Source organism: Streptomyces sp. NPDC058534, assembly GCF_042717365.1.
GTDB lineage: Bacteria > Actinomycetota > Actinomycetes > Streptomycetales > Streptomycetaceae > Streptomyces.
Genome location: NZ_JBHXNW010000001.1, coordinates 61,820 through 86,795 on the forward strand (window position 1 = coordinate 61,820; position 24,976 = coordinate 86,795).

Sequence of the window (24,976 nt, forward strand, 5' to 3'; positions counted from 1 at the left end):
GTGTCCGTCTCCCTCGTCAGCGGCCGAGCGCCCGGCGTCCCCGGCCCTGGGAGAGGACCGGCAGGTTGGTGCGCGAGGAAGGCGCCGGCCCGCGGAGCTCCTCCTCGATCCGCAGGGCCAGCGCGGGGCAGCGGCGCACCGCGCGCACCGCCTTGGCCTCCGCGAACCGCGGCACCTCGGCCTGCGCGACCGTCGGGAAACCGTCGGCGCCGAGCTGGAAGACCTCCGGGAGGATGTCCGCGCACAGCCCGTGGCCCCGGCACAGTGTCCAGTCGACGTAGATCTTCTGGCGGCTGGGGCCGTTGCCGCCCTCGCCGCCGGGGACGCCCGTAGGGGTCCTGCCCCCCTCGAAGAGCGGCAGGACGCCCTCCACGGGCCGTCCGCAGCCGTTGCCGAGGACATGGGCGGCGAGGTCGTCCGTGAACGCGCTGACGGTCGACTCCAGGAACATCGCCGAGCCGTCCGGGTGCGAGCAGGCGCCGCGCCGCTTCACGTTCCGCGCGACCTGCTTGACCGCCTCCAGGGCGGCCGGGCCACCGCCGTTCAGGATGTCCTCCAGACCGCGCGCGGCGGCCGGCAGACCGAGGTAGCAGGGGCCGCACTGGCCCGCGCTCTCCTCCGCCAGCCACTGGGCCACCCGCAGGGACTCGCCCAGCGGGCAGGTGTCCTGACCGATCGGCAGGATCGCGCCCGCGCCGAGCGAGCCGCCCACCTGCTGCAGGGAGTTGCGGGAGACGATCGCCTCGTCGACGCTCGCCGAGTCGATCCACTTGCCGTGGTACCCGCCGGTCAGCACGCCCTGCGGCACCGGCGGGGCGCCGGCCAGCTGGAGGACGTAGCGCAGCGGCACACCCGTCGGCACCTCGATCACCATGGGCCGGGCGACCGCGCCGGAGACGGTCAGCATCACGGTGCCGGGCTCGTCGTACAGCCCGGTGTTGCCGTAGCGCTCCGGGCCGATGCGGGCGGCGATCGCGAGCTGGGCGAAGGTCTCGGCGTTGGACAGCAGGGTCGGGGCGCCGCCGACGCCGCTCCTGGAGGCGCTGACCTTGCGGCCGGACGGGATCGCCGGGCCGCCGTCGATGGAGCGGACCAGCGAGGCCGCCGCGCCGGTCACCATGCGGACCGGGTTGCGCTGCACGCGTGCGCGCAGGGCGGAGCGGCGGCCGTTGCCGAGGCCGCGTTCGGCGAGAGCGGCCTCCATGGAGCGCTGGGTGGACTCGCGGGTGACCCCGATGACGAGGGTGCGGGCGCCCATCGCCTCCGCGCACAGCAGCGCACCGTCCAGGATCAGGTGCGGGGCACGGTTGATGAGCACCGTGTCCTTGCGGCAGGCCGGCTCGTCCTCACTGCCGTTGACGACCACGACCGGTCGTACGCCGCGCTTGATCGCCGCCTCGGCGACCGAGCGCAGCTTCTTGTGGAAGGGGAAGCCCGCGCCGCCGCGGCCCTTCAGGCTGATGCGTTCGGAGAGCTGCGCGAGCTGCTCCCCGCCCATCGGTTCGAGCGGACCGTGCACCTTGAGGTGCATCGGCAGATCCAGGCGCTCGACAAGGTCGAAGCCCGACGTGAGCTGGGGAAGACCGACCACGCGGACTTCTGGGACGTCGGGCAGGGCCTCGTTCACTTATGGCCTCCGGAAGGCGTGTTCCAAGGTTCGCCCGAACCCGGTGCGTCGAAGTCGTAGGCCGACGAAGGCGTACCAAGTGTCGGCGTACCGGGGGTTGGTTCAGTGGCGGGACCGCTGTTGTACGTGTCGTTCGGGTAGTACGTGTCGTAGACGGCGTTCGTCTCAGCGGTGTCGTACACGTCACTCGACCCGTAGCCGGAGGCGTCCGGATTGCCGTAGACCGGGATGGTGTGTCCCGTGTCGTTGAGCGGGTCGTAGGCCGACGGGGGTGCCTCGCCGACCGGTGGCGGCGACGGTATGGGCCAGCTCCCCGAGGTGCCGGCGGCGCTGTCCACGTAGGGCATGGCCTCGGTGGGGCGCATGTCGGGCGGCAGCGTGTGGGACCCGGTCCCGTCGCCCGCCAGCGGTGGCCGGCGGGCGCCCGAAGGGCCGGACACGGCGCGGTAGGCCGCCGCGAAGCCGCTCGCGGGTTCCGGCGGGGTCACGCGCTCGGCGCTCTCGTACAGCGGTGCGGACCTCCCGCGCCGCCGCCTCCCCCCGGCCTGCTCGTAGCCGGGCAGTGCGGCGGGGTCCTTCCACTGGGGCAGCTCCTCCGCCCGCTCCTCGCGGACCGGCCGCTCCCCGGTCCCGAAGAAGGCGGCGATCCGGGCGGCGGCCCTGCGCCTGACCGGGCGGGGGGCCGCCCGCAGGGCCAGGGCTCCCATGACGCCCAGCACGGACAGGCCGTACAGGATCGTGAAGACCGGCTGCGCCGCGCGACCCGCGTAGAGCCCGTGCAGCAGGGCCAGGCACCATGCCGGGTAGGCCAGCATGTGCATGGCCCGCCAGCGGGAGGCCACGGGGGGCGCGGACGTGAAGCGGGTGCGCAGGGCGCCGGTGACGCTCACGAAGATCATGAGCATGCTGGCCAGGGTGCCGAAGCCGATCAGGACGCCCCGGCCGCCGAACTCCTCGTCGTCCGTGGCGAGCAGCCCGAACGGGAGGACCGCGGCGACCCAGGTGGTGTGGTCCAGGGCCAGCTTGACCCCGATGTGCACCAGGAGGAACACGACCGAGGCGACCGCTGTGATCCGGTGCACGGCCTGGGCCAGGATCCGCTGGCGGGTGTCGAGGACGATCCGGTCCTGGGCGAGGAGTCCCCAGATCACCGAGCAGCTGAGGAAGACGAGGGAGAGGACGCCGGCGCCGAAGTTGAGGAACTCGGCGAAGGTGTCGTCGACCGTGCTGTCGGTCGTCACCACGGCAGACCTCCCCACGTCAGGGACGCGCGGGGAGGCGGCGAGCTGGTGTCGCGAGGGTGGAGCGAAGGGTGGAGCGGAGGGCGGATCGGGGGAGGGTTCATGGGGGCAACTCCGGAGCGGTTCGGGAAAGCGGTCCCGCTGCCGCACTCTAAGTGGCGCCATACCCGTGGGTACGAGGTTTGAGTTATTGCGCTGTTATCAAACGACAGTGCGCTTGTAGTGTTGTCCCCTTACTGGTTGTTACGCGAAGTAACCTTTGACCTTGGTTCAGGTTTGCCGGCCGCGCGGGTGGCCGGAAGGCGCGTCGCGGCCCGATCGGCGACTGCGGTACCCTGGCGCCATGCGTGCCGTACGCCTTCTGCTTAGCGAGCCGCGCTGATCAGTCCCGACCCCGGTCGAAGTCCGGTGGCCGGAATCGGCGCGGCGTCCCCTCCTGTGCGAGGGGATTTTTCATTTCCCGGCCTTCGCAGCCGCTGGTTGCCGCTGGTCTTGAAGGTCGCAGCCGCTGGCAGAGACGATCGATGGAGCTTTGAGGATCATGAGCGAGACGAACCCCGCGGCGACCGCCCCTGTGTCGGCGGACGCCGCGCCGCACCGCTACACGGCCGCCATGGCCGCCGAGATCGAGGCACGCTGGCAGGACTTCTGGGACGCCGACGAGACGTACGCGGCGCCGAACCCCAAGGGTGACCTGGCGGGCGACCCGGAGCTGGTCGCCCGGCCCAAGAAGTTCATCATGGACATGTTCCCGTACCCCTCCGGCGCGGGCCTGCACGTCGGCCACCCCCTGGGGTACATCGCCACCGACGTCTTCGCCCGCTTCCAGCGGATGACCGGCCACAACGTCCTGCACACCCTGGGCTTCGACGCCTTCGGACTGCCCGCCGAGCAGTACGCGGTGCAGACCGGCACGCACCCGCGCGTGTCCACCGAGGCCAACATGAAGAACATGGTGAGCCAGCTGCGCCGGCTGGGTCTGGGCCACGACAAGCGCCGGTCGTTCGCCACGATCGACCCCGAGTACTACAAGTGGACCCAGTGGATCTTCCTGCGGATCTTCAACTCCTGGTACGACGAGGAGGCGGGCAAGGCACGCCCCATCGACGAGCTGGTCTCCCAGTTCGCGTCCGGTGAGCGCGCGATCCCGGGCCACTTCGGACACGCCTGGAGCACGCTGAGCGAGGCCGAGCGCGCCGACGTCCTGGGCGAGTTCCGCCTGGCCTACGCCTCCGACGCGCCCGTCAACTGGTGCCCCGGGCTGGGTACCGTGCTGGCCAACGAGGAGGTCACCGCCGACGGCCGCTCCGAGCGCGGCAACTTCCCCGTCTTCAAGTCCAAGCTGCGCCAGTGGAACATGCGCATCACCGCCTACGCGGACCGGCTGCTGAACGACCTGGACGAGCTGGACTGGCCCGAGGCCATCAAGCTGCAGCAGCGCAACTGGATCGGCCGCTCCGAGGGCGCCCGCGTCGACTTCCCCGTCGACGGGGAGCGCATCACCGTCTTCACCACCCGCCAGGACACCCTGTTCGGCGCCACCTACATGGTGCTGGCCCCCGAGCACCCCCTGGTCGAGAAGTTCACCCCGGCCGCCTGGCCCGAGGGCACCCACCAGGTGTGGACCGGCGGCCACGCCACCCCGACCGAGGCGGTGGCCGCGTACCGCGCGCAGGCCGCGTCCAAGTCCGACGTCGAGCGGCAGGCCGAGGCCAAGGACAAGACCGGCGTCTTCATCGGCGCCTACGCGACCAACCCGGTCAACGGCGAGCAGGTCCCCGTCTTCATCGCCGACTACGTGCTGATGGGCTACGGCACCGGCGCGATCATGGCCGTCCCGGCCGGCGACCAGCGCGACTTCGAGTTCGCGCGCGCCTTCGAGCTGCCGATCCGCTGCGTGGTCGAGCCGACCGACGGCCGCGGCACCGACCCGGCCTCGTGGGAGGACGCCTTCGGATCCTACGACGCGAAGATCATGAACTCGTCCAACGGCGAGATCAGCCTGGACGGTCTGGGCGTCGCCGACGCCAAGGAGCGCATCACCGAGTGGCTGGAGCGCACCGGCACCGGCGCGGGCACCGTCAACTTCCGCCTGCGCGACTGGCTGTTCAGCCGCCAGCGCTACTGGGGCGAGCCCTTCCCGATCGTCTACGACGAGGACGGCATCGCCCACTCGCTGCCCGAGTCGATGCTGCCCCTGGAGCTGCCCGAGGTCGAGGACTACTCGCCGCGCACCTTCGACCCGGACGACGCCGACACCCGCCCCGAGACGCCGCTGTCGCGCAACGCGGACTGGGTGAACGTCACCCTGGACCTGGGCGACGGGCGCGGCCCCCGCCGGTTCCGCCGCGAGACCAACACCATGCCCAACTGGGCCGGCTCCTGCTGGTACGAGCTGCGCTACCTGGACCCGCACAACTCCGAGCGCCTGGTCGACCCGGAGATCGAGCAGTACTGGATGGGCCCGCGCGAGGGCCTGCCGCACGGCGGCGTCGACCTGTACGTCGGCGGCGCCGAGCACGCCGTGCTGCACCTGCTGTACGCGCGCTTCTGGTCCAAGGTGCTGTTCGACCTGGGGTACGTGTCCTCGGCCGAGCCGTTCCACAAGCTGTTCAACCAGGGCATGATCCAGGCCTACGTCTACCGGGACAGCCGCGGCATCGCGGTGCCGGCCGCCGAGGTGGAGGAGCGCGACGGCGCCTACTTCTACCAGGGTGAGAAGGTCTCCCGGCTGCTGGGCAAGATGGGCAAGTCCCTGAAGAACGCGGTCACGCCCGACGAGATCTGCGCCGAGTACGGCGCCGACACGCTGCGCCTGTACGAGATGGCGATGGGCCCGCTGGACGTCTCCCGGCCCTGGGACACCCGCGCGGTGGTGGGCCAGTTCCGGCTGCTGCAGCGGCTGTGGCGCAACGTCGTCGACGAGAACACCGGCGAGGTGACCGTCACGGACGTCGCGGACTCCGACGTCGACACGGACACGCTGCGCGTCCTGCACAAGGCCATCGACGGGGTCCGGCAGGACCTGGAGGGCATGCGGTTCAACACCGCCATCGCCAAGGTCACCGAGCTGAACAACCACCTGACCAAGGTGGGCGGCGCGGTCCCGCGCCCGGTCGCCGAGCGTCTGGTGCTGCTGGTCGCGCCGCTGGCCCCGCACGTCGCCGAGGAGCTGTGGCGCAAGCTGGGGCACACGGACTCCGTGGTGCACCACGACTTCCCGGTGGCCGACCCGGCCTACGTCGTCGACGAGACCGTGACCTGCGTCGTGCAGGTCAAGGGCAAGGTCAAGGCGCGGCTGGAGGTCGACCCGGCCATCTCCGAGGACGACCTGGAGAAGGCGGCGCTGGCCGACGAGAAGGTCGTGGCCGCGCTGGGCGGGGCCGGGATCCGGAAGGTGATCGTGCGGGCGCCGAAGCTGGTGAACATCGTTCCCGCGTGAGTCCTGCGTGCGTCGTGGGTGAGTCCTGAGTGCGTCGCGCGTGCGGTCGCGCGCGCCGGTTTCTCGCCGGCCTCGGGGTGATCCCTTACGGGGAGGTTCGGGGTCGGGTACGGGCAGGTTCGGGGTTCCGCCGGAACCCTGGGCCTGCCCGTTGCGTTTACCGTGGAAGAGCGGCGCGGAGAGTGCCGCGGACGCCGGCGCGCGCGGGCCGGCCGCTCGGAGGAGGAGCTTCGTGGAAGCAGTGATCACCGTCTTCGCCCTGCTCTTCGTGCTCGCCGTGGTGCTGGGCGTCTACGCCACGGTGAAGGCGGTCGGCGCGGCCAAGCGCAGCGTGGACCGGGGTATCACCCAGGCCCGGCGCACGGTCGAGGACCACACCCTGCGCGCGAAGTCCCTCGTCCAGGTCGGCCCGGTCGGTGAGCTGGCCCAGCTGCGGCTGAGCCTGCGCACGTCCATTCGGGCCACGCAGGACGCGCTGCACGCGCGCGTGGCGGAGGACGCGTCCCTCAAGGAGTCGCTGGCCCTCTTCGAGCGGCTCAGCGCCCACGGTTTCGAACTCGACGGCGAGCTGCGGCGGCTGGAGTCCGAGCCGGACCGCGTGTCGCTCGCCGAGCTGCTGCCCTCGCTGCGCGAGCGCACCGAGCGCATCACCCGGTCGGCCGAGTCCCTGCGCTGGGCGGCCCGCGACCGGGCCCGCCGCTTCGCGGACGACGACTTCGACTCGTTGAGCGCGCAGATCGACGTCGAGGCCGGTGCCCTGCGGCACTGGACGGAGACCGAGCCCGCCGCCGCTCCGCCGCCCTGGCCCGAGGCCCCGGCCGCCGACGCCCCCGCCGCCCGCCAGAGTTGGCCGGAGCCCCCGGTCCAGGAGCCGGCGGAGGAGGCTGCGCGCCCCGCAATCGACCCGCCCGGACCGAACCCCGTGTACCCGTGGCAGAAGAAGCCCCGCCCGGAGAGCACGACCTGACCACGGCCCGGTGAACACCCGGTCACCGGGGCCGGGCTGCCGGACGGACAGTACGCCAGGTAACCTCCAGCTCATGTCCCGCCATGTCGCGATCGTCACCGATTCAACGGCCTACCTCCCGGCCCGGACGATGGAGCGGCACGGCATCACCGCGGTACCCCTGACCGTCGTCCTGGGCGACCGGGCGCTGGAGGAGGGCACCGAGATCTCGACCCGCTCCCTGGCCCAGGCCCTGCAGAAACGGCGCCCGGTCACCACCTCCCGCCCCAGCCCCGCCCTGTTCGCCGAGACCTACCGGAAGATCGCCGAGTCAGGCGTCGACGGCATCGTCTCGCTGCATCTCTCCGCCGAGCTGTCCGGCACGCACGACGCGGCCGTCGTCGCGGCCCGTGAGGCGCCGGTCCCGGTGCGCGTCGTGGACACGGGGATGATCGCGATGGCCCTCGGATTCTGCGCGCTCGCCGCCGCGGACGCGGTGGAGGCGGGCGGCACGGTGGACGAGGCCGTCACGGCCGCCGAGAAGCGGGCCGCGGGCACCTCCGCCTACTTCTACGTCGACACCCTCGACTATCTGCGCCGGGGCGGCCGGATCGGGGCGGCCCAGGCGCTGTTCGGCTCCGCGCTCGCCGTGAAACCGCTGCTGCAACTGGACGGTGGCCGCATCGAGCCCCTGGAGAAGGTCCGGACGGCGTCCAAGGCCATCGCCCGGCTGGAGGAGATCGCCGCCGACCGGGCGGGCAGCGCACCCGTCGACATCGCCGTCCACCATCTCGCCGCCCCGGACCGGGCGTCGGCTCTGGCGGACCGTCTGCGGGAGCGGGTGCCCGGGCTGGCCGACCTGCATGTGAGCGAGGTCGGTGCGGTGATCGGGGCGCATACCGGGCCCGGGCTGCTGGGGGTCGTGGTCTCGTCGCGGTGAGGGGCTGTTGAGCCGTTGAGGCGTTGAGCCCTTGAGCCGGCGCGCGTCGACCGTTCGGGGGACGGAGTTTTCCACAACCCGGGGGTAGTCCACGGGAATTGACCAAGATCGTCGCGGGTGTGGCGAGGTGTCGGATCCTCGGCGCATGACACTTCGATCACACTCTCGCTCACAGACGCGCTCACAGTCACGCCCACCGTCACGCACGGCGACCGCGTCCAGTGGCCCGGGTCGCGGACCGGCCTCCGACGGGCGGCTCCGCCACCGCCACACGCCCCGCTCCCACGCCCGGCACGGACGCCGGCACGCGCCCACGGAGGAACTGCGGCGGCGGGCGGAGGCGCTGTTCGCCGATCGGGCCGGGCATGCCGAGCACGATGGATTGCGAGCGGAGTCGGGGAAGGGGCCGCCGTTGTACGGCGGAGACGGAGACGCACCGCTTCCCGTCGCGGCCGATGGCGCCGTCCGGGCGACCTGGAAGGAGCGGGCCGGGCAGGCGCTGCGGGAGCGGATGCCGGTGTGGCTGCAGACGCGGTGCGGGCTGGAGCGGCGCAGCGTGGCCGCGCTCACGGTGCTGCTCGTCGTCGCGGGGCTCTTCGCCGTGCAGCACTTCTGGACCGGCCGCACCCAGTCCGTGGCGGCGCCCGAGGTGGTGCGGGAGGCGGCGGCGTACGGGGCGCGGGACGAGAGCAAGGCCAAGGGTGAGGGGAAGGGAGTCGGTGGAGCGGCGCCCACGGCCGGTGCCGAGATCGTGGTGGACGTCGGCGGGAAGGTCCGCAAGCCCGGCATCCACCGTCTTCCGGCCGGTTCACGGGTCGCGGACGCCCTGCGGGCCGCCGGAGGAGTGCGGGACGGTGCCAAGACCGACGGGCTGAACCAGGCGCGTTTCCTGGTGGACGGCGAGCAGGTCGTCGTGGGCGCTCCCGTGCCCGTCGCCGGGGTCGCCCCCGGCGGTGCCGGTACCGCCGGGGGCGGGTCGGCCGCCGCGGCAGGGCCTGCGGCACCGGTCTCCCTCAACACCGCGACCCCGGACCAGCTCGACACCCTGCCCGGCGTGGGCCCCGTGCTCGCCCAGCACATCATCGACTACCGCACACAGCGCGGCGGTTTCCGGTCGGTGGACGAATTGCGAGAGGTCAACGGAATCGGCGAGCGCCGGTTCGCCGATCTGCGGGACCTCGTGCGGCCATGAGCACGGATCTGCCCACGGATCTGCCCACGGGGTTGCTCACGGACCCCTCCAGAGAGCCCCACGACCGGACGGCGCCCCCGCGCGCGGCCGTGCACGCCGCCTCCGGTCACCGGCTCGGCGCGGCCCACCCCCGCCAGGAGGGGCCCACGGACCTACGGCTGGTGCCGCCCGCGCTCGCGGCCTGGGCGACGGCGGCGCTCATGCTGGACGCGCCGGCCGGATGGGCCGTGGGCACCGTGACCGGCGCCTTGGTCCTGGCCGGTGTACTGCTCCGGAGGGCGCGGAGGCGAAGCGCGACGCGCGGACGGCCCCCCGTCGCCGTCGCCGCTCTGCTCCTCTGTGTCGCCGCGGCCGCCACCTCCGCCGCGCTGCACGGCGCGGACCTGCACCGGGGGCCCGTGCCGGGGTCGGCTCGGCAGTACGCCACCATCACCGCCGAGGTGGAGGTCACCGCCGACCCCCGCCTCACTGGGCCGCGGGTACGGGGCAACCGTGCTGCCCCGCCCACGGTGCTGATCGAGGCCGACGTGCGACGGGTCGTGGAGGAGGGCGGCACGGCGGTCGCGACCCGGACGCCGGTGCTCGTGCTCGTCGACGTGGGGGAGGAGGACCCGGGTGAGGACGCCCGGCCGTCCCGTGCCGAACCCGCGGCCTCGCGCTGGCTGGGGCTCCTGCCGACCACCCGGCTCCGCGTCACCGCCCGAACGGCACCCCCGAGGACGAGCGGGGACCGGGTCGCCGCCGTGCTGCGGGTGCGGGGTGGGCGGGCCGTGCCCGAGGTGGTGGCCGGTCCGTCGGCGGCGCAGCGGCTGGCGGGGCGGTTGCGGGCCGGGCTCCGCGAGGCGACCGACGGTCTGCCGGGGGACGCCCGGGCGCTGCTGCCCGGGCTCGTCGTGGGGGACACGTCGCGCGTCACCCCGGAGCTGGAGGAGGCGTTCAAGGAGACGGACCTGGCGCACACGCTGGCCGTCTCCGGGGCCAACTTCACGATCGTGCTCGCCCTGCTGCTCGGGCCGCCCGGACTGGCCCAGCGCAGTGAGCGCCGGGGAGTCGCGCCCCGTCTAGGGCTCTCCCTGCGGACGACCGCGCTGCTCGGCGGGGCGCTCGCGCTCGGCTTCGTCGTGGTGTGCCGGCCCGACCCGAGCGTGCTGCGGGCCGCGGCCTGCGGGTCCGTCGCCCTGCTCGCCCTGGCCACCGGACGCCGCAGATCGCTGCTCCCGGCGCTGGCGACGGCCGTACTGCTGCTCGTGCTGTACGACCCGTGGCTGGCCCGGAGTTACGGCTTCCTGCTCTCCGTGCTGGCCACCGGGGCGCTGCTCACGCTCGCCCCCCGGTGGAGCGCGGCGTTACGGAGGCGCGGGGTGCCGCCCCGCCTCGCGGAGGGGCTGGCCGCCGCGGGGGCCGCGCAGGCCGTGTGCGCGCCGGTCGTCGCCGTGCTGTCGGCGCGGGTGAGCCTGGTGGGGGTGCCGTGCAATCTCCTGGCGGAGTTCGCGGTGGCCCCGGCCACGGTGCTGGGGTTCGCGGCGCTGGCGACGGCGCCGATGGCGATGCCGGCGGCCGAGGCGCTGGCCTGGTGCGGGGGCTGGCCGGCCGGCTGGATCGCGGGGATCGCCCGCACCGGGGCCGCGCTGCCCGGCGCGGGAGTGGACTGGCCGGGCAGCTGGGCCGGGGCGGCGCTGCTCGCGCTCCTCACGGCGGGCGGGCTGCTCGTCGGCCGGCGGCTGCTGCGGCATCCCTGGTGGTGCGGGGTCTGCGCGGTACTGCTGGTGCTGGCGGTGGTACAGCCGCCGCCGCTGACCCGGGTGATCAAGGGATGGCCGCCGCCGGGCTGGCGGATGGTGATGTGCGACGTGGGACAGGGCGACGCCATGGTGCTCGCGGCGGGGGAGGGCGCGGGCGTGGTCGTGGACGCCGGGCCCGATCCGGCGCTGGTGGACCGCTGTCTGCGCTCGCTCGGCATCACCCGCGTCCCGCTCGTGGTGCTGACCCACTTCCACGCCGACCACGTGGCCGGGCTGCCCGGGGTGTTGCGGGGGCGTTCGGTGGGGGCCATCGAGACGACCGCCCTCGAAGAGCCCGCGGACCAGGCCGAGGCCGTCCGCAGGCAGGCGGCGGCACGACGGATCCCCCTGCGGCACGCGGCCGCCGGGGAGCGACGGCGGGCCGGGCGGCTGTCCTGGGAGGTGGTGTGGCCGCCGTCCGGCACGGGCCCACGGACGATGCCACCCACGAGCACCGAGGGACCCAACGACGCCAGCGTCACCCTCCTGGTGCGGACGGCGGGCCTGCGCCTCCTGCTGCTCGGGGACCTGGAGCCGCCGGCCCAGCGGGAGCTGGCGCGATCCCCGGCGGCAGCGGCGCTGGAAGGGGTCGACGTCCTCAAGGTTGCCCATCACGGGTCCGCTCATCAGGACCCGGACCTCATACGGAGGGTGGCTCCGCGACTGGCCCTCATCAGCTGCGGCGCGGACAACACCTACGGCCATCCGGCCCCGGAGACGGTCGCGGCCCTGCGCGGGCAGGGGGCGACGGTGCTGCGCACGGACCGGGACGGGGCGCTGGCCGTCGCGGGCACGGGCGGGGCGCTGCGGGTCGCGGGAGACTGAGGGCATGGACTCCGCACAGGTCGATGCCTACCTCCGCCGGCTGGGAGCCGAGTACCCGGCGGATCCCACCGTCGACGCGCTGCGCGCACTGCACCTGCGTCATCTGCGGACGGTGCCGTTCGAGAACCTCTCCGTCCATCTGCGCGAGGAGATCGTGCTGGAGGAGACGCGGCTGCTGGACAAGGTGGTGGGCGGGCGCAGGGGCGGTTTCTGCTACGAACTCAACGGTCTGTTCGGCGCGTTGCTCGCGGCGCTCGGATACGAGGTCACGACGCTCGCCGCGCGGGTGTACGGGGACGGGGGCCGGCTCGGGATCCCGTACGACCACATGGTGCTGCTGGTGCGGACGGTGGACGGGGGTGACTGGCTGGCGGACGTCGGGTTCGGGGCGCACAGCCACGGTCCGCTGGCGCTCGGGGAGCGGGCGGAGCAGGAGGACCCCGGGGGTACGTTCCGGGTCGTGGAGGCGGGGCCGGACGCGGCCGGGGTGCGCGGGGCAGAGGGTACGGCGCGGGCGGCCGACCTGGACGTGCTGCGCGACGGGAGGCCGGTGTACCGGGTGGAGGCCCGCCCGAGAACGCTGGACGACTTCGTGTCCGGCGCGTGGTGGCACAGCACCTCGCCCAGGTCGCACTTCCTCCAGTCGACGGTCTGCTCCCGGGTCACCGAGGACGGAGGGAGGATCACGCTCAGCGGACGCCGGCTCACGGCGACGGCCGCCGACGGCGAGCGGGAGGAGCGCGAGCTGGGCACGGACGAGGAGGTACTCACGGCGTACCGGGAGCACTTCGGCATCCGCCTGGACCGGGTTCCGGTACGCCGGTACGCCGATACCGGGTGATGTGGTCCCGTGTTGCCTCGAAAGCCCCATCGGTGATCGAATGTTGCTTCGTCAACTAGTTCTGATGTCGGGCAGATGGTGTCGCAGATGATCGGCCGCATGCTGGGAAGCCGTACGAAGCGGATGCAACGGACGGGTCCCCTGGCTGCTGTGCGCACCCCGCCGGACGCCGGGGTGCTCAGCTGCCGAGCCCTCGACCCGGTCCACGAGCCGGTGCTGAACGCGCAGTTCACGGTCAGCGACACCGTGGGACGCAAGGTGGTCGGCGGCGGTACGGACCCCTTCGGGTCGTTCCTGGCGGCGGTGCCCGCCGGGGAGTACCGGGTCGCCGTCTCCGCCGAGGGCTACACGCCGTACCGGGCGTCCGTGACGGTCACCGAGGACGCGCTGGCCTCGCTCGGCGACGTGACCCTCCAGGTGGCCCAGCCGTCGGAGCTGCCCACGCCGGGCGACTGGGAGATCGAACCGGCGCACTCCTCGATCGCGTTCACCGCGCGGCACATCGGACTCGCCCGGATCCACGGCCGGTTCAACTCCTTCGCGGGCGCGGTGCGGATCGCGGACGAGATGGAGCGGTCGGTGATGCACGTGGTCATCGACGCGGCGTCCATCGACACCAACGTGCGGATGCGCGACGACCATCTGCGCTCGGCCGACTTCCTGGACGTGCGGCGGTTTCCGACGCTGGAGTTTTACAGCGACCGGTTCACCCACCGCGGCGGCAACCGGTGGGCCGTCACGGGCGCGCTCACCCTGCACGGCGTGACCCGCACGGTCACGCTGGACACCGAGTACCTCGGGCTCGGCAACGGCATGGAGGGCGAGACGCGGGCGGCCTGCCGCGCCACCTCCGAACTGCACCGTGACGACTTCACGGTGAGCTGGCAGACGATGCTGGCCCGCGGCATCGCCGTGGTCGGGCCCGGCATCCGCATCGACCTCGACGTGCAGACCGTGCCCAAGGGCTGACCCTGCCTGAGGTTGACGGTGGCGAAGGGCTGACCGCCCCGCCGCTCCGCCCGCTGCGCGGTGTCCGACAATGGCACCCGTGAGCGACGTGAGACATGTGCTGGTGCTGCCCGACCGCGACGCGGCGGAGGAGGCGGCCCAGGCGCTCGGGGAGCGGTTCGGGCTCGACGAGGAACCCCGGCTCCTGAGGGACGCCCTGGCCGGCGAGGACGACGCCGAGGACGCCCAGTGGCTCGTCCTCCTGTGCGACGAGCGGGAACTGCTGGACCCCGGCGAGCTGGACGAGTTCGCGGGGGAGTGGGAGGGCTGGCGCGAGGAGCCGTAGTCCCGCCACCGGAGCCGGACACCGGAGCCCGGCACCGGCCGCGGGCGGTCCGTTGTCAGTGGTGCGTGCGATGCTTGTCGCGATGGCCAGGAAGACTGCGAATGACGACCCTCTCGCCCCGGTGACCCTTGCCGTGGGCCAGGAGGACCTCCTGCTCGACCGTGCCGTGCAGGAGGTGGTGGCCGCCGCGAGGGCCGCCGACGCCGACACGGACGTACGCGACCTGACCCCCGACCAGCTGCAGCCCGGCACCCTCGCCGAGCTCACCAGCCCCTCGCTCTTCGCCGAGCGCAAGGTCGTGGTCGTACGCAACGCGCAGGACCTGTCCGCCGACACCGTCAAGGACGTCAAGGCCTACCTCGGCTCTCCCGCCGAGGAGATCACCCTCGTCCTGCTGCACGCGGGCGGCGCCAAGGGCAAGGGCCTCCTGGACGCCGGCCGCAAGGCGGGCGCGCGCGAGGTGGCGTGCCCGAAGATGACCAAGCCCGCGGACCGGCTGGCCTTCGTGCGCTCCGAGTTCCGTACCGCCGGGCGGTCGGCCACCCCCGAGGCGTGCCAGGCCCTGGTCGACGCGATCGGCAGCGACCTCAGAGAGCTGGCCTCGGCGGTGTCGCAGCTGACCGCCGACATCGAGGGGACGATCGACGAGGCGGTGGTCGGGCGGTACTACACCGGACGCGCCGAGGCCTCCAGCTTCACCGTCGCCGACCGGGCCGTGGAGGGACGCGCGGCGGAGGCCCTGGAGGCGCTGCGCTGGTCGCTGGCGACCGGGGTCGCGCCGGTGCTGATCACCAGCGCGCTGGCGCAGGGCGTGCGGGCCATCGGCAAGCTCTCCTCCGCCCGCGGTGGCCGCCCGGCCGACCTCGCCCGCGAGCTGGGGATGCCCCCCTGGAAGATCGACCGCGTCCGGCAGCAGATGCGCGGCTGGACACCGGACGGGGTCTCCGTGGCCCTGCGTGCGGTGGCCGAGGCGGACGCGGGGGTGAAGGGCGCCAGTGAGGATCCCGAGTACGCGCTGGAGAAGGCCGTGGTGACGATCGCGCGCGCGGCGCGCTCACGCGGACGCTCGTAGTCCGCCCCCACCGGCAACGGCAGACCGACGGCCCCGGCTCACGGCACGGCCCCGGCTCACGGCACGGCCCCGGCGAGCGACAGACCGAAGGCCCCGGCGTCCGTCCGGGGAAGGACGGCCACCGAGGCCTTCGGATCAAGCTCGCGGATCCATGCCCGCGTGGCGAACGCAGGCCGCGCATGGATCCTGGGTGCCGGACGGGAGCGGATGAGAGAGGGCCCGCTCTGGGTCCACCCGGCGGTCAGACCAGATGAGGGGTTCAGCCCTTGAGGGCGCCGACCTTGGTCGCAAGCGCCGACTTCTTGTTGGCGGCCTGGTTCTTGTGGATGACGCCCTTCGAGACGGCCTTGTCGAGCTCGCGCGAAGCGACGCGCTGGTACTCGGTGGCCTTCTCCGTGTCACCCGCGGCAGCGGCCTCACGGGCCTTGCGGATCGCGGTCTTCAGAGAGGACTTGACGGCCTTGTTGCGCAGCCGGGCCTTCTCGTTGGTCTTGTTCCGCTTGATCTGGGACTTGATGTTCGCCACGAATTGAGCCTTTGCAGGTTCAGGCACGAGGCCGCGAAGGCCCCGTACCGATGATTTCTTGAAGGAGTGCCTCGCGCTGAGAGGGCATGAGACACAGCCCCCCACAGTACCAGCGGCCCTCAGCGCCCCCAAACCCGGCCTCAATCCGGCCGCAACCCGGCCTCAGTCCCTCCCAAACCCATCCCAGGTCCCCACCCGTGGGACGATGGAGGCTACGTATCGATCCGACCCGAGACCGCAGACACTGCGGACGCCTCAAGAATCAGGACCCTGCGTGCCCGCGATCCCCAGCCATGTGCCCGAGCCGAGCCGTACCGACCCGGCGCTGATCCGCAACTTCTGCATCATCGCGCACATCGACCACGGCAAGTCCACGCTCGCCGACCGGATGCTCCAGCTGACCGGTGTGGTCGACCAGCGGCAGATGCGCTCCCAGTACCTCGACCGCATGGACATCGAGCGCGAGCGCGGCATCACGATCAAGTCCCAGGCGGTGCGACTGCCGTGGGCGCCGACCCACGACAAGAGCAGCACGCACATCCTCAACATGATCGACACCCCTGGGCACGTCGACTTCACCTACGAGGTCTCGCGGTCGCTGGCCGCGTGCGAGGGCACCGTCCTCCTCGTGGACGCCGCCCAGGGCATCGAGGCCCAGACCCTCGCCAACCTCTACCTGGCGATGGAGAACGACCTCACGATCATCCCCGTGCTGAACAAGATCGACCTGCCGGCCGCGCAGCCCGAGAAGTTCGCCGAGGAGCTGGCCAACCTGGTCGGCTGCGACCCCGACGACGTGCTCAAGGTCTCCGCCAAGACCGGGCTCGGCGTCGACACGCTGCTCGACAAGGTCGTCGCCGAGATCCCCGCCCCGGTCGGCGTCAAGGACGCCCCGGCCCGCGCGATGATCTTCGACTCGGTCTACGACTCGTACCGCGGTGTCGTCACGTACGTCCGTGTCATCGACGGCCAGCTCAACAAGCGCGAGCGGATCCGGATGATGTCCACCGGCGCCACGCACGAGCTGCTGGAGATCGGCACCAACTCGCCGGAGATGCTCGCCGCCGACGGCATCGGCGTCGGCGAGGTGGGTTACCTGATCACCGGCGTGAAGGACGTCCGCCAGTCCAAGGTCGGCGACACCGTCACCAGCCAGCACAAGGGCGCCGAGGAGGCGCTCGGCGGCTACAAGGACCCCAGGCCGATGGTCTTCTCCGGCCTGTATCCGCTGGACGGCTCCGACTACCCCGAGCTGCGCGAGGCGCTGGACAAGCTCCAGCTCAACGACGCCGCCCTGGTCTACGAGCCGGAGACCTCGGCCGCCCTCGGCTTCGGCTTCCGCGTCGGCTTCCTCGGCCTGCTGCACCTCGACGTGATCCGCGAGCGGCTGGAGCGCGAGTTCGGGCTCGACCTGATCGCCACCGCGCCCAACGTGGTCTACCGCGTGATCCTGGAGGACGGCACCGAGGTCGACGTCACCAACCCGAGCGAGTTCCCCGAGGGGAAGATCAACGAGGTGTACGAGCCGGTCGTGCGCGCCACCATCCTGGCGCCGACCGAGTTCATCGGCTCGATCATGGAGCTGTGCCAGACCCGGCGCGGCACCCTGCTCGGCATGGACTACCTCTCCGAGGACCGGGTGGAGATCCGCTACTCCCTCCCGCTCGCGGAGATCGTCTTCGACTTCTTCGACCAGCTGAAGTCGAAGACCCGCGGTTACGCGTCGCTGGACTACGAGCCCACCGGCGAGCAGACCTCCAGCCTGGTCAAGGTCGACATCCTGCTGCACGGCGACAAGGTGGACGCGTTCTCCGCGATCACCCACAAGGACGCCGCGTACGCGTACGGGGTGCGGCTCGTCGCCAAGCTGCGCGAGCTCATCCCGCGGCAGGCCTTCGAGGTGCCCATCCAGGCCGCCATCGGCTCCCGCGTGATCGCCCGCGAGACCATCCGCGCCATCCGCAAGGACGTCCTCGCCAAGTGCTACGGCGGTGACATCTCCCGCAAGCGGAAGCTGCTGGAGAAGCAGAAGGAAGGCAAGAAGCGGATGAAGATGGTGGGTTCCGTGGAGGTTCCGCAGGAGGCCTTCATCGCGGTCCTCTCCAGCGATGACAGCGCGGGGTCGGGCAAGGGCAAGAAGTAACCGCCCCGCGACACGCCGAAGCCGGGCAAAGCAGACACAGAGGGGCCCGTCGTACGAAAGTGCGGCGGGTCCCTTCGCATGTCACGGGCGCGCCTCTGTAGGAAGTGACAGGGCGCGGACTCTTACGCGGGGGCCGGTCGCCCTTTACTCTGATGCCTGCTCCATAGTTACTCGCGAGTTAAACAACGCCTGAACAACCGCCCGAGAGTGAACCAGCCGCACCTGAACCAGCCGCACCTGGGCCGGCCACCACGAGCCGGCCGCGCCGTCGCGGGCCCACGGAGGATGTCGTGAGCGACACACAGACAACGATCGAGAACCGTCCGCCCTCCGTGGCGGGACTCTTCCTGGAGCGGGTGGCCGCCACGCCGGACGCCGAGGCGTACCGCTACCCGGTGCCGCCGGCCTCGGGCGAGGGCCCGGACCAATGGAAGTCGCTGACCTGGTCCCAGGCCGCCGAACGGGTCTACGCGATCGCGGCCGGCCTGATCGAGCTGGGCGTGCAGCCGCAGCAGCGCGTGGCGCTGGCCTCCTCCACCCGGCTGGACTGGATCCTCGCCGACCTCGGCATCATGTGCGCGGGCGCGGCGACGACCACCGTCTATCCGCAGACCAACGCCGACGAGTCGGCGTACATCCTCTCCGACTCCGAGAGCCGCGTGCTGATCGCGGAGGACGCCGCACAGCTGGCCAAGGCCCGGGAGAAGCGGGCGGAGCTGCCGGAACTCACCCACGTCGTGGTGATCGACGCGACCGGCGCGGACACCACCGAGGACTGGATCCTCACCCTGGAGGAGCTGGAGCGGACCGGCGCGGCCCGCCTGGAGAAGGACCCGGAGCTGGTCACCAAGCGGGTCGGCGCGCTCACCAAGGACCAGCTCGCCACCCTCATCTACACCTCCGGCACCACCGGCAAGCCCAAGGGCGTACGGCTCCCGCACGACTGCTGGTCGTACATGGCGAAGGCCATCGCCGCGACCGGCCTGGTCAGCGGGGACGACGTGCAGTACCTGTGGCTGCCGCTCGCGCACGTCTTCGGCAAGGTGCTGACCTCCGGCCAGATCGAGGTGGGCCACGTCACCGCCGTCGACGGCCGCGTCGACAAGATCATCGAGAACCTTCCGCTGGTCCAGCCGACCTACATGGCGGCCGTGCCGCGCATCTTCGAGAAGGTCTACAACGGCGTCGCCGCCAAGGCCCGGGCCGGCGGCGGGGCCAAGTACAAGATCTTCCAGTGGGCCGCCGGCGTGGCCCGCGAGTACGCCAAGGTCACCCAGGACAACTTCAAGCGCACCGGCACCGCGAGCGCGCCCGCCGGCCTGCGCACCAAGCACGCCGTCGCCGACAAGCTCGTCTTCGCCAAGATCCGCGAGGCCTTCGGCGGCCGCCTGCGCGCCTGCGTCTCCGGCTCGGCCGCCCTCGCCCCCGAGATCGGCTACTTCTTCGCCGGCGCCGGCATCCACATCCTGGAGGGCTACGGCCTCACCGAGTCCTCCGCCGCGTCCTTCGTCAACCCGGGCGAGGCCTACCGCACCGGCACGGTCGGCAAGCCGCTGCCCGGCACGGAGGTGCGCATCGCGGACGACGGCGAGATCCTGCTGCGCGGCCCCGGCATCATGGAGGGCTACCACAAGCTGCCGGAGAAGACGGCGGAGGTGCTGGAGGCCGACGGCTGGTTCCACACCGGCGACATCGGCGAACTGTCCGCCGACGGCTACCTGCGGATCACGGACCGCAAGAAGGACCTCATCAAGACGTCCGGCGGCAAGTACATCGCGCCCGCCGAGGTCGAGGGCCAGTTCAAGGCGGTCTGCCCCTACGTCTCCAACATCCTGGTGCACGGCGCCGACCGGAACTTCTGCACCGCGCTCATCTCCCTCGACGAGATCGCCATCACCGAGTGGGCCAAGGAGAGCGGCCTGGAGGGCAGGCCGTACGCGGAGATCGTCGCGGCGCCCGTGACCGTGGAGATGGTCGACGGCTACGTCAAGGAGCTCAACGAGGGCCTCCAGCGCTGGCAGACCATCAAGAAGTTCCGCCTGCTGCCCCGCGACCTGGACGTCGAGCACGGTGAGATCACCCCGAGCCTCAAGCTCAAGCGGCCGGTCGTGGAGCGGGAGTACAAGTACCTGATCGAGGAGATGTACGAGGGCTCGCGCGAGGCGTGAGCGCGCGGGGCGCGGCGCGGTCCGCGCTCCGTGCCCTTGCTCCGTGGCGGATGCTCGGAACCGTCCGTTTTCCGGCGGTGTTCGAGCGTCCGCTTAGCACGGATCTCACTCATGGCGGCCCACTTCGGTAACTCCGTGCTTATGAACGGGGCCGGTCTGTCACTCTGTGGGCATCGACTGCGAGTACGTCGCACGAACTGTCCGGGGAGACGTCGATGGGTGCCATTCCGACGCAGCGGGAGACCGCCTCCCGCACCAGCGGGGCACCCGCGCACACCACTGAGGCATCCGCCCAGGAGTGCGCTCGGGCGCACGTGGCGCTGCTCGGCAGCTCCCTGGCGCCGGGCGCCGCGCGTGCGATGGTGCGGGCGGCGCTCGCCGACTGGTCGGCGCGCGGCCTGCCCGGCACGGAACAGCTGACCGAGCACCGCGCCGCCGACGTCCTGGTGGTGGTCAGCGAGCTGGTCACCAACGCCGTCGTGCACGCCGGCACGGACGTCGAGGTCACCTGCCGGGTGGAGGAGACGGGCACCCTCGTCGTCGAGGCCACGGACCACCACCCCTCCCGCGCGCCGAGGGGCGGCGACCACGAGACACCGCACGACCCCTCCGAGTACGGGCGCGGTCTGCGGCTGGTCGCCGCGCTCTCGGAGGCATGGGGCATCACGTACCGCCCGGGCACCAAGACGGTGTGGGCCCGGCTCCCGGCCGCGGGCACGGAGGCGGCGGCCGAAGCCGGGAGCGACCCCGTGACCGCCGAGCAGATCGAGGTGTACGCCGGGAGGAACGGGACGTCGCCCGACGCGCACCGGTGGGAGGAGCGCGTCGGCGGCCCGCACGCCCCGGACGAGGGCCGGGAGAGCCCGGACGCCGCGGATACCGCCCCCGGCACCAGCCTGCGCGGTCTGCGCGACCGGGAGTGGCTGGGGCGCGGCGCGCTCTCCTTCCTCGCCGAGGCCTCCGACCTCCTGGCCGGGCAGCTCGACGAGGACCTGGTCGCCTCCCTCACCGGACAGCTCGTCGTGCCGCGGCTCGCCGACTGGTGCGGCGTCTGGCTGGAGGACGAGTCCCTGGGCCGGGGCGCCTGGAGCGACGACCCCGGCACGGCCGTGGGCGCCCGGCTGGCCCGCGTGTGGCACGCCGGCGAAGGCCACATCGACGAACTCCGCCGGGCCCTGGAGAAGGACCCGCCCCGCGCCCGCGACCCTTGGCGCTCCGGTCCCGTCGGCCACCCCTGGCCCGGCGAGGCGCTCGGCACGCAGGGCGCCGCGCTCGCCTACCGCCTGGTCGCCGGCGGCAGGCCGCTGGGCACCCTGGTCATCGGACGGGCCGGCCCCGCGGGCTTCCCCGACGAGATCACCGGCCTGGTCGAGGACCTCAGCCGCCGGGTGGCACTCGCCATCGGCGCCGCCCGCCAGTACGCGCGCCAGGCCACCATCAGCGCGGTCCTCCAGCGCGGTCTGCTGCCCGGCGCCGTCGCCGAGATCCCCGGCGTGCGCAGCGCCCTCGTCTACGAGCCGTGCGACAAGGGCGGCCCCAGCGGCGACTTCTACGACCTCTTCCCGGCCGGCGACGGCCGCTGGTGCTTCGCCGTCGGCGACGTCCAGGGCAAGGGCCCCGAGGCCGCCGTCGTCATCGGCCTCGCCCGGCCCTGGCTGCGGCTGCTCGCCCGCGAGCAGTACGGCGTCCCCGACGTCCTCGACCGCCTCAACCAGCTCCTCCTCGACGACGCCACCGAGGCCGCGGACGCCGCCGCCCGCGCCCTGGTGGCCGTCGGCGGACCACCGGTTGCCCCGGGCGACGGACCGCAGACCCGCTTCCTGTCCCTGCTCTACGGCGAACTGGAGCCCTTCGACGGCGGCGTCCGCTGCACCCTCGCCTCCGCCGGGCATCCGCTGCCGCTGCTCCTCGGACCCGACGGCGCGGTGTGCGCGGTCGCCGCGCCGCAGACCCTGCTCGGAGTCGTCGAGGACGCCACGTACGCCAGCGATACCTTCGAGCTGCGGTCCGGCGACACCCTGCTGTGCGTCACGGACGGGGTCACCGAGCGGCGCAGCGGCTCCCGCCAGTTCGACGACGGGGACGGGCTCGCCGCGGCGCTCGCCGGGTGCGCGGGGCTGGACGCCGGGCTGGTCGCCGAGCGCATCCGGCGGCTGGTGCACGAGTTCGGGCCCCGGCCCCCGGAGGACGACCTGGCGCTGCTGGTGCTCCAGGCGGAGTGAGCGCGCGGGCGGGGGACAGGCGCGGGTGCGGGACAATGGAACGCATGCCCTCCGCACTCCCCGACGGCGAACCCGTCCCCGCCGACGGTGCCCTGCCCGCGTCCGCGCTCGCCGGGGCCGCCGACCGCCCCCTCGGCTTCTACCTGCACGTGCCGTACTGCGCGACCCGCTGCGGCTACTGCGACTTCAACACCTACACCGCGACCGAGCTGCGCGGCACCGGCGGTGTCCTCGCCTCCCGTGACAACTACGCCGGGACACTCGTCGACGAGGTCCGCCTGGCCCGCAAGGTGCTCGGCGACGACCCGCGCGAGGTCCGCACGGTCTTCGTCGGCGGCGGCACGCCCACCCTGCTGCCCGCCGGGGACCTGGTGCGGATGCTGGGCGCGATCCGCGACGAGTTCGGCCTGGCACCGGACGCGGAGGTGACGACGGAGGCCAACCCCGAGTCGGTCGACCCCGCCTACCTGGCCACCCTCCGCGAGGGCGGCTTCGACCGGATCTCCTTCGGCATGCAGAGCGCGCGGCAGCACGTCCTGAAGGTCCTGGACCGCACGCACACCCCCGGCCGCCCCGAGGCATGCGTCGCCGAGGCCCGCGCCGCCGGATTCGACCATGTCAACCTGGACCTGATCTACGGCACCCCCGGCGAGTCCGACGACGACTGGCGGGCCTCCCTCGACGCCGCGCTCGGCGCCGGACCCGACCACGTCTCGGCGTACGCCCTGATCGTCGAGGAGGGCACCCAACTCGCCCGGCGCATCCGGCGCGGCGAGGTCCCGATGACCGACGACGACGTCCACGCCGACCGCTACCTGATCGCCGAGGAGACCCTCTCGGCGGCGGGCTTCGACTGGTACGAGGTGTCGAACTGGGCCACCTCCGACGCCGGCCGCTGCCTGCACAACGAGCTGTACTGGCGGGGCGCCGACTGGTGGGGCGCGGGGCCGGGAGCCCACTCCCACGTGGGCGGTGTGCGCTGGTGGAACGTGAAACACCCCGGGGCGTACGCCGGGGCGCTGGCAGCGGGGAAGTCGCCGGGGGCCGGGCGTGAGCTCCTGACGGACGAGGACCGCCGCGTGGAGCGGGTGCTGCTGGAGCTGCGGCTGCGGGAGGGGGTGCCGCTGGCTCTGCTGCGGGACGAGGGGCTGGTGGCGTCGCGGCGGGCGCTGTCCGACGGGCTCCTCCAGGAGGGGGCGTACGCGGAGGGTCGGGCGGTGCTGACGTTGCGGGGGCGATTGCTGGCGGACGCGGTCGTTCGGGATCTGGTGGACTGATCACTCGGGTGAGTGAATCGGTGCGGGATGCGGGTTCGGCTCACCGCCGGTTCGTAGTCTGCGTTTGTGAATGAGCGCGGGATGACCAGGTACTTCGAGGAACTTGAGCCTCCCGAGGGCGTGAGAGCTGAACTCCTCCGGGGGGTCATCGTGATGATGACCAGCTCTGGCATCGTGCACAACGTGATCGTTGCCCGCGTGCAGGACCAGATCCCACGGCAGCGCTGGTCCCGTCTGCAGACCCAGGATGTCGACATCCTCGACGAGGCGAGCGAGCCGGTACCGGACTTGATTGTTCTGGGGCGTGATCTCCTGCCGGAGTCAGGTCGCCTGTTGTCCTGCCGGCTGATCACGATGGTCGTGGAGGTCGTCTCCAAGTCCAGCGTCCACCAGGACTACGTCACCAAGCGCTCGATCTACGCGGCGGGAAAGATTCCCGTCTACCTCGTCCTGGACCCGATCATGGCGCAGTGCGTCCTGCTGACGAAGCCCACAGGGCAGGGCGAGGAAGCCGACTACCTCACCCAGGAGATCGTGAAGTTCGGAGACCGGCTGCCGCTGGAGGCTCTGGGAATCGAGCTGGACACCAGTGAATTCGGCACCTTCTCCGGCGTCAGGCCCCACCGCTACCCGTAACGAAGTCGATCAGTTCCTCCACCCGTCCCAGCAGCTCCGGCTCCAGGTCCCTGTACGAGCCGACCCGCGCCAGGATCGCCTGCCACACCGCCCCGGTGTTGTCGGCGGGCCACCCCAGGGCCCGGCACACGCCCGTCTTCCAGTCCTGCCCCCGCGGCACCCGCGGCCAGGCGTCGATCCCCACGGACGATGCCTTCACCGCCTCCCAGATGTCGATGTAGGGATGGCCGACGACCAGGGCGTGCTCGCCCGTCACCGCCTCCGCGATCCGGGACTCCTTCGAACCCGGCACCAGGTGGTCCACCAGGACGCCCAGCCGCGCGTCCGGCCCCGGGGCGAAGTCGGCGACGATCGACGGCAGGTCGTCCACGCCCCCCAGGTACTCCACGACGACGCCCTCGACGCGCAGGTCGTCGCCCCAGACCTTCTCGACCAGCTCGGCGTCGTGCCGCCCCTCGACGTAGATGCGCCCGGCGCGCGCCACCCGCGCTCGTGCGCCGGGGACGGCGACCGAACCGGACGCCGTACGGGAGGGCCGCACCGGACCGGACGCCGGCCGCACCAGCGTCACCAAGCGCCCCTCCAGCAGGAAGCCGCGCGGCTCCATCGGGAACACCCGGTGCTTGCCGAAGCGGTCCTCCAGCGTCACCGTGCCCGCCTCGCAGCCGATCACCGCGCCGCAGAACCCGGTGCCGGGCTCCTCGACCACCAGGCCGGGGTCGGCGGGTACCTCGGGTACCGGCTGCGACTTCTTCCACGCAGGGGTCAGGTCGGCGGAGTACTGGCGCATTCTGCCGACGATA

The 24,976-nt window shown here is 72.4% G+C and carries 18 protein-coding genes; 14 read left to right on the forward strand and 4 right to left on the reverse strand.

The features are described from left to right. Positions 1-16: 16 nt before the first annotated feature. Together ACFWR9_RS00265 and ACFWR9_RS00270 are read right to left on the reverse strand one after the other, a co-directional pair. Positions 17-1,627 carry an NADH-ubiquinone oxidoreductase-F iron-sulfur binding region domain-containing protein gene (locus tag ACFWR9_RS00265; RefSeq protein ID WP_383833099.1) on the reverse strand — a complete coding sequence of 537 codons (1,611 nt, stop codon included), beginning with the start codon at positions 1,625-1,627 and terminating at the stop codon, positions 17-19. Continuing rightward, complete coding sequence (locus ACFWR9_RS00270; RefSeq protein WP_383833102.1) at positions 1,624-2,871, reverse strand: cytochrome b/b6 domain-containing protein; 1,248 nt, start codon at positions 2,869-2,871, stop codon at positions 1,624-1,626. Before ACFWR9_RS00270 ends, ACFWR9_RS00265 begins: the two co-directional genes overlap by 4 nt. A gap of 538 nt (positions 2,872-3,409) precedes the next feature. On the opposite strand from ACFWR9_RS00270, the gene leuS reads away from it, so the two are divergent. The 9 genes from leuS (at position 3,410) to holA (ending at position 15,201) form a co-directional block, all read left to right on the forward strand. Continuing rightward, a complete protein-coding gene (gene leuS, locus ACFWR9_RS00275; RefSeq protein ID WP_383833105.1) occupies positions 3,410-6,310 on the forward strand; it encodes a leucine--tRNA ligase in 2,901 nt (966 codons plus the stop codon). A 232-nt stretch (positions 6,311-6,542) separates the two neighbouring features. Then, positions 6,543-7,277, forward strand: coding sequence for a hypothetical protein (locus tag ACFWR9_RS00280; RefSeq protein WP_383833108.1), 735 nt, complete (start codon positions 6,543-6,545; stop codon positions 7,275-7,277). A 73-nt stretch (positions 7,278-7,350) separates the two neighbouring features. Next, positions 7,351-8,196, forward strand: a complete 846-nt coding sequence (locus ACFWR9_RS00285; RefSeq protein ID WP_383833111.1) for a DegV family protein — start codon at positions 7,351-7,353, stop codon at positions 8,194-8,196. 145 nt (positions 8,197-8,341) lie between these two features. Continuing rightward, complete coding sequence (locus ACFWR9_RS00290) at positions 8,342-9,388, forward strand: helix-hairpin-helix domain-containing protein (RefSeq protein WP_383833114.1); 1,047 nt, start codon at positions 8,342-8,344, stop codon at positions 9,386-9,388. After that, the gene (locus ACFWR9_RS00295) at positions 9,385-11,994 is read left to right on the forward strand and encodes a ComEC/Rec2 family competence protein (protein ID WP_383833117.1); all 2,610 of its coding nucleotides are present in this window, start codon (positions 9,385-9,387) and stop codon (positions 11,992-11,994) included. The genes ACFWR9_RS00290 and ACFWR9_RS00295 overlap by 4 nt, the downstream gene beginning before the upstream one ends. A 4-nt stretch (positions 11,995-11,998) precedes the next feature. Continuing rightward, positions 11,999-12,835: an arylamine N-acetyltransferase gene (locus ACFWR9_RS00300; protein WP_383833119.1), complete on the forward strand. Its 837-nt coding sequence runs from the start codon at positions 11,999-12,001 to the stop codon at positions 12,833-12,835. 87 nt (positions 12,836-12,922) lie between these two features. Further along, complete coding sequence (locus ACFWR9_RS00305; RefSeq protein ID WP_383833122.1) at positions 12,923-13,804, forward strand: YceI family protein; 882 nt, start codon at positions 12,923-12,925, stop codon at positions 13,802-13,804. 79 nt (positions 13,805-13,883) lie between these two features. Beyond that, entirely contained in the window at positions 13,884-14,129 is a 246-nt protein-coding gene (locus ACFWR9_RS00310; protein WP_234954578.1) for a hypothetical protein, read from the forward strand. 82 nt (positions 14,130-14,211) lie between these two features. Then, a complete protein-coding gene (gene holA, locus ACFWR9_RS00315; protein WP_383833126.1) occupies positions 14,212-15,201 on the forward strand; it encodes a DNA polymerase III subunit delta in 990 nt (329 codons plus the stop codon). A 259-nt stretch (positions 15,202-15,460) separates the two neighbouring features. Here holA and rpsT read toward each other — a convergent pair whose 3' ends face one another. Beyond that, positions 15,461-15,727 carry a 30S ribosomal protein S20 gene (gene rpsT / locus ACFWR9_RS00320; protein ID WP_383833129.1) on the reverse strand — a complete coding sequence of 89 codons (267 nt, stop codon included), beginning with the start codon at positions 15,725-15,727 and terminating at the stop codon, positions 15,461-15,463. A 274-nt stretch (positions 15,728-16,001) separates the two neighbouring features. On the opposite strand from rpsT, the gene lepA reads away from it, so the two are divergent. The 5 genes from lepA (at position 16,002) to ACFWR9_RS00345 (ending at position 24,173) form a co-directional block, all read left to right on the forward strand. Beyond that, positions 16,002-17,870 carry a translation elongation factor 4 gene (lepA, locus tag ACFWR9_RS00325; protein WP_383833132.1) on the forward strand — a complete coding sequence of 623 codons (1,869 nt, stop codon included), beginning with the start codon at positions 16,002-16,004 and terminating at the stop codon, positions 17,868-17,870. A 290-nt stretch (positions 17,871-18,160) separates the two neighbouring features. Continuing rightward, the gene (locus ACFWR9_RS00330) at positions 18,161-20,038 is read left to right on the forward strand and encodes an AMP-dependent synthetase/ligase (RefSeq protein WP_383833135.1); all 1,878 of its coding nucleotides are present in this window, start codon (positions 18,161-18,163) and stop codon (positions 20,036-20,038) included. A gap of 215 nt (positions 20,039-20,253) precedes the next feature. Continuing rightward, positions 20,254-22,260: a SpoIIE family protein phosphatase gene (locus ACFWR9_RS00335; RefSeq protein ID WP_383833138.1), complete on the forward strand. Its 2,007-nt coding sequence runs from the start codon at positions 20,254-20,256 to the stop codon at positions 22,258-22,260. A gap of 44 nt (positions 22,261-22,304) precedes the next feature. Then, positions 22,305-23,537 carry a radical SAM family heme chaperone HemW gene (gene hemW, locus ACFWR9_RS00340; protein ID WP_383833141.1) on the forward strand — a complete coding sequence of 411 codons (1,233 nt, stop codon included), beginning with the start codon at positions 22,305-22,307 and terminating at the stop codon, positions 23,535-23,537. Between the two features lie 81 nt (positions 23,538-23,618). Beyond that, positions 23,619-24,173, forward strand: a complete 555-nt coding sequence (locus ACFWR9_RS00345) for a Uma2 family endonuclease (protein ID WP_383833144.1) — start codon at positions 23,619-23,621, stop codon at positions 24,171-24,173. Here ACFWR9_RS00345 and ACFWR9_RS00350 read toward each other — a convergent pair. Beyond that, complete coding sequence (locus ACFWR9_RS00350) at positions 24,151-24,963, reverse strand: DUF3097 domain-containing protein (protein WP_383833147.1); 813 nt, start codon at positions 24,961-24,963, stop codon at positions 24,151-24,153. The two genes, ACFWR9_RS00345 and ACFWR9_RS00350, sit on opposite strands and share 23 nt — an antisense overlap. Positions 24,964-24,976: the final 13 nt, after the last annotated feature.

Coding starts and splice junctions, on each gene's coding strand:
- leuS (WP_383833105.1), top strand. CDS start 3,410: ATGAGCGAGACGAACCCCGCGGCGACCGCCCCTGTGTCGGCGGACGCC.
- ACFWR9_RS00285 (WP_383833111.1), top strand. CDS start 7,351: ATGTCCCGCCATGTCGCGATCGTCACCGATTCAACGGCCTACCTCCCG.
- ACFWR9_RS00290 (WP_383833114.1), top strand. CDS start 8,342: ATGACACTTCGATCACACTCTCGCTCACAGACGCGCTCACAGTCACGC.
- ACFWR9_RS00295 (WP_383833117.1), top strand. CDS start 9,385: ATGAGCACGGATCTGCCCACGGATCTGCCCACGGGGTTGCTCACGGAC.
- ACFWR9_RS00300 (WP_383833119.1), top strand. CDS start 11,999: ATGGACTCCGCACAGGTCGATGCCTACCTCCGCCGGCTGGGAGCCGAG.
- ACFWR9_RS00305 (WP_383833122.1), top strand. CDS start 12,923: ATGATCGGCCGCATGCTGGGAAGCCGTACGAAGCGGATGCAACGGACG.
- holA (WP_383833126.1), top strand. CDS start 14,212: ATGGCCAGGAAGACTGCGAATGACGACCCTCTCGCCCCGGTGACCCTT.
- ACFWR9_RS00335 (WP_383833138.1), top strand. CDS start 20,254: ATGGGTGCCATTCCGACGCAGCGGGAGACCGCCTCCCGCACCAGCGGG.
- hemW (WP_383833141.1), top strand. CDS start 22,305: ATGCCCTCCGCACTCCCCGACGGCGAACCCGTCCCCGCCGACGGTGCC.
- ACFWR9_RS00345 (WP_383833144.1), top strand. CDS start 23,619: ATGACCAGGTACTTCGAGGAACTTGAGCCTCCCGAGGGCGTGAGAGCT.
- ACFWR9_RS00350 (WP_383833147.1), bottom strand. CDS start 24,963: ATGCGCCAGTACTCCGCCGACCTGACCCCTGCGTGGAAGAAGTCGCAG.